The sequence below is a fragment of the Mediterraneibacter sp. 210702-DFI.5.30 genome, from assembly GCF_020560115.1.
Taxonomy (GTDB): domain Bacteria; phylum Bacillota; class Clostridia; order Lachnospirales; family Lachnospiraceae; genus Mediterraneibacter; species Mediterraneibacter faecis.
The window spans coordinates 1-253 of sequence record NZ_JAJCME010000119.1; the positions used below are offsets into that span (position 1 = coordinate 1).

A 253-nucleotide genomic window follows, 5' to 3' on the forward strand; every position below is an offset into this window, starting at 1 on the left:
TGACAAACGCTGCTGGTTAGGATATTCTTAGATTATTAAAAAATAATGAGGTTAACTGATGGCAATTCAAATGATGATGCAAAAAATGGGCTGTTCATGCTGCATGCATTGCCGCGTGTTTTTTGCTCTGCCATCAGATTGCATGACCAAATGATGCAGCCGTGACAGGTTGCTGATCGAGTCAAGGGATTACTGGCGGTGAGCTGGTAGTCCCTTTTATTTTGTAAAGGAGAAAAATTATGAAAAAGCCGAT

The 253-nt window shown here is 40.7% G+C and carries 1 protein-coding gene; it reads right to left on the minus strand.

From position 1 onward, the window contains the following. Positions 1-35: 35 nt before the first annotated feature. Positions 36-253, minus strand: a 218-nt coding sequence (locus LI126_RS14920; protein ID WP_227165704.1) for a hypothetical protein, incomplete at its 5' end; no start/stop codon positions are given.